This window comes from Actinomycetota bacterium (assembly GCA_036280995.1).
Lineage (GTDB): Bacteria > Actinomycetota > CALGFH01 > CALGFH01 > CALGFH01 > CALGFH01.
The window spans coordinates 1-3356 of sequence record DASUPQ010000725.1 but is presented as its reverse complement, the minus strand read 5'-3'; the positions used below and the strand labels follow the sequence as shown (position 1 = coordinate 3356).

Here is a 3356-nt window from a genome sequence, read left to right as displayed (position 1 = left end):
CCCGGTGCAAGACCACCAGGTCGGCCGGCGCCACCGCCCCAGGGTCCTCGGCCAGGTCGTGGATGCGCCAGTCGATCCGCCCCTGGACCCCTGCCTGCTCGGCCAGCGTGCGTGCCTGTTCCTGGTAGGCGGGGGAGAGTTCCAGGTTCTGGGCCCGGGCCGCGCCCGCCTGGAGCAGCTCGATCTGGATCTCGCCGACGCCGCCGCCGATCTCCAGCACGCTGGCCCCCTCCATGCCGAGCTGGCGCAGGAACTGGATTATCGTCTGGGCGGTGGGGTCGAGGCCGCGCTTGCGGTATCGGTTGGCGAGCCTGCGGGCGAACCGCTGGTTGAAGAACCGGTGATAGTCGCGAGAGGGACAGCAGCCTGCCATGCAGGGGAGTGTAGCGGCGCATCGCTGAGTCCAGGTCTCATCTTTGAGATGCACGACTGGGTTGTAGGAATCACAGTCGGTCCTGTGGCCATGGTCCGCTGGGCCGCTCGCCGGTGGCTACGGCCAACGCTGCCGTGTCGATCCCGCTCGTCCTGTCAGCCCAGGATCAGAAGCGGTCCAGTGCCGTAGAGTCAGCGGATGACGGACGGTGGCGGGGGCGCGACCGAGCAGCTCGTTGAGGCCGGTCACGACGCCCTTGCGCGCGGAGCCTGGGAGGAGGCCCGCGAGTCGTTCCAAGCCGCCCTCCGGGACCGGGAGACGTCTGGGGCGCTGGAGGGGCTCAGCTGGGCTGCCTGGTGGCTGAACGACCCAGAGGTCGTGTTCGCGACGAGGGAGCGGGCCTTCCGGCGGTACCGCGCGGCAGGCGAGCTGCGCGGGGCTGCGCGTATGGCGCTGTGGCTTTCGTCCGATCATCTCGAGTTCCGGGGCGAGGCCGCGGTCGCGAACGGTTGGCGGGAGCGAGCCCGGCGGCTCCTGAGCGGGCTCGAGGAGGGGCCCGAGCACGGTTGGCTCGCCCTGCTTGAGGGCTCGCTGGCGCTGGAGGTCAACGACGATCCGGTCGCCGGGAGGGAACTGGGTGCGCGAGCCGCGGAGCTCGGCGTGCGACTGGGCCTGATCGACCTGCAGATGCTGGGGCTGGCCGTGGAGGGCTTGGTGCTGGTCACCGAGGGGCACGTGGATGAGGGGATGCGGCACCTGGATGAGGCCGTCACCGCGGCGATCGCCGGTGAGCTTCAGGATGTCGTGTCGATCCTGTTCGCCTCCTGCTATCTGATCTATGCGTGCGAGCGGGTCCGCGACTACGACCGCGAGGCGCAGTGGTGCCGCAGGCTGGAGGAGCTCTCCGGCCGCCTCCGGATCCGGATGCTGCTTGGGGAATGTCGGGTGCACTACGGGGGCGTGCTGATGTGGCGTGGTGCCTGGCGGGAGGCCGAGGAGCAGCTGGCCCGCGCGGCAGCGGACTTCGCGGCCAGCCGACCGATCGCGGCGGTCCTGAGTGTCGTCCGCCTGGCCGAGCTTCGTCGCCGGCAGGGAAGGCTCGACGAGGCGGTGCGCCTGCTCGAGGAGGTGCGGGATCACCCCCTCGCGATCCTCGGGCGCGCCCACCTTGCCATGGATCGCGGCGAGGCCGAACGAGCGGCGGACCTTGCGGAGCGGACCCTGCGGAACCTGCCCGAGGAGGATCGGACCGGGCGAGCGGCGTGGCTGGAGTGCGCCAATCGCAAGCTGCGCGGCAGTCGGACCCCGGACCCTCGACTGTTCCGTCGACCCGTGTGCTTCTCCAGACATGCGAATCCAAGGCGCGGCTGCCGGCCGGGGCGGCGCTGGTGCGTGCTGTTTGGCAGGGTCGGCAGTCCGCTTCCTGGTACCCGGAATCCGAGAACTCCGGCCAACGCCAGACCGACGACGGCGGCTGGCCGACCGAGGGCGGCGTCTCGGGGGGAGGAGACACCGCCCTCGGCCTTCTTTGGTGCTGTGCCGGCCGCCCTTGAGCGTTAGCTGTATGGATGATGAACCGAGATCAAGGCGCGGCGTCGGCTAAGGGCTTTGAGCCTGGCCGCCAGCTCGCGCGGGTCGGTTTCCCGCAGGCAGTCGTCGGCGCCGGCGTTGAGGACCGTGGCCACCGCGTCGGGCTGGGCGCCCGCCCCGGTGATGACCAGCCCGACGGTGGGGTGCAGCTGGCGATGGGCGTCGACCAGACGCGGGGAGGCCGCCGTCAGCACGGCGATGACATCGTCGGCAGGTGGGAAGGCAGCCACATGGAAGCCGGCACCGAGCGCGTCCTGGAGGACGTCGGCGATCTGGCTGGCTCGCTCGTCCAGGATCACGGTGACACGACGCTCGGGTGCGGTCTCGGCTTCGGGTTGCTTGTCGGCTGATGCCCATGGCGCACGCATCGTCGGCCTCGCTTGTGGCTGGTAGGTGTCGACCGGGCCGAGTGTCGCTGGCGGACCTTGGAGCAGCCTGGCAGTTGGCTGTGGATCGGCTGGCAATCCTGGGAGCTCGGCCCATGGTTCACAGCAAGCTCACAGGTTGCCCGAAGGGTGCCCCAAGGTCCGGTGTCCAGACTCCGGCCGACCGTCCAGTTCGACCGGGAGCGCCACCATGGAGCAGCAGCGCACGTTGGGGCCTTTGCCACTGCAGCGGCCACCAGTCGACAGTCCGCGACCGCCCGGGCGGTCGCGGACCGTCCTTGTCGCCGGGGCAGTTGCTCTCGCGCTCGTCGCGGGGGCTTCTGGTGGCCTGATCGTGCAGGCGCTGGACCGCCAGGGTGGCACCGAACCCGTTACATCGCCGGCGCCATCGGCGGTGACGCCCCTGCAGGAGGACACCGGCTCGGGCGGCGGCGGCTCGACCGGAGCGTCAGAAAGCTCGGCGTCCGACGCGAAGGCGGTGGCTCGGGCGGTGCTCCCGGCCGTGGTCGAGCTGCAGGTCAGCTCGGCTGGCCAGCAGGGCACCGGATCGGGGGTGGTGCTCCGCTCCGACGGCTACATCCTGACCAACGCCCACGTGGTCGAGGGAGCGACCCGGATCACCGTGACCCTCCAGAGCGGCGAGCGGGTGGACGCCGAGCTCGTCGGCTCGGACGCCACCGACGACTTGGCCGTGGTCCGGGTTGCCAAGACCGGGCTGCAGGCCGCCACCGTGGGCCATTCGGCCAGCTTGGCGGTGGGTCAGCGGGTGATCGCGGTCGGCAGCTCCTTCGGCCTGGAGGGCTCGGTCACCGAGGGCATAGTCTCCGCCCTGCATCGGGTGGTCCTGACCGGCGATCCAGGCCAGGACAGCAGCGACCTGATCGACGCCATCCAGACCGACGCCGCCATCAACCCTGGCAACTCAGGTGGGGTGCTGGCCGACGACCGCGCCGGGTGATCGGGATCACCACCGCGATCGAGTCCAGCAGCGGCGCCAACGCTGGGGT

At 70.8% G+C, this 3356-nt stretch carries 4 protein-coding genes; 2 read left to right on the top strand and 2 right to left on the bottom strand.

Translation table 11 applies throughout. The features are described from left to right. A partial coding sequence (locus tag VF468_24345; protein HEX5881419.1) for a methyltransferase domain-containing protein occupies window positions 1–373 on the bottom strand: 373 nt, incomplete at its 3' end. A gap of 198 nt (window positions 374–571) precedes the next feature. On the opposite strand from VF468_24345, the gene VF468_24340 reads away from it, so the two are divergent. Further along, window positions 572–1933, top strand: coding sequence for a hypothetical protein (locus VF468_24340; protein HEX5881418.1), 1362 nt, complete (start codon window positions 572–574; stop codon window positions 1931–1933). Here the strand turns inward: VF468_24340 and VF468_24335 are convergent. Further along, on the bottom strand, window positions 1930–2262 hold the full coding sequence (locus VF468_24335) for a hypothetical protein (GenBank protein ID HEX5881417.1): 333 nt from the start codon (window positions 2260–2262) through the stop codon (window positions 1930–1932). The two genes, VF468_24340 and VF468_24335, sit on opposite strands and share 4 nt — an antisense overlap. Before the next feature lie 481 nt (window positions 2263–2743). Here VF468_24335 and VF468_24330 point away from each other — a divergent pair, with 481 nt between their 5' ends. Further along, on the top strand, window positions 2744–3307 hold the full coding sequence (locus tag VF468_24330) for a trypsin-like peptidase domain-containing protein (protein ID HEX5881416.1): 564 nt from the start codon (window positions 2744–2746) through the stop codon (window positions 3305–3307). Window positions 3308–3356 lie beyond the last annotated feature (49 nt).

What these genes read in the sequence shown, in the direction of transcription:
- VF468_24340 (HEX5881418.1), top strand. Translation starts at nt 572, where the DNA reads ATGACGGACGGTGGCGGGGGCGCGACCGAGCAGCTCGTTGAGGCCGGT.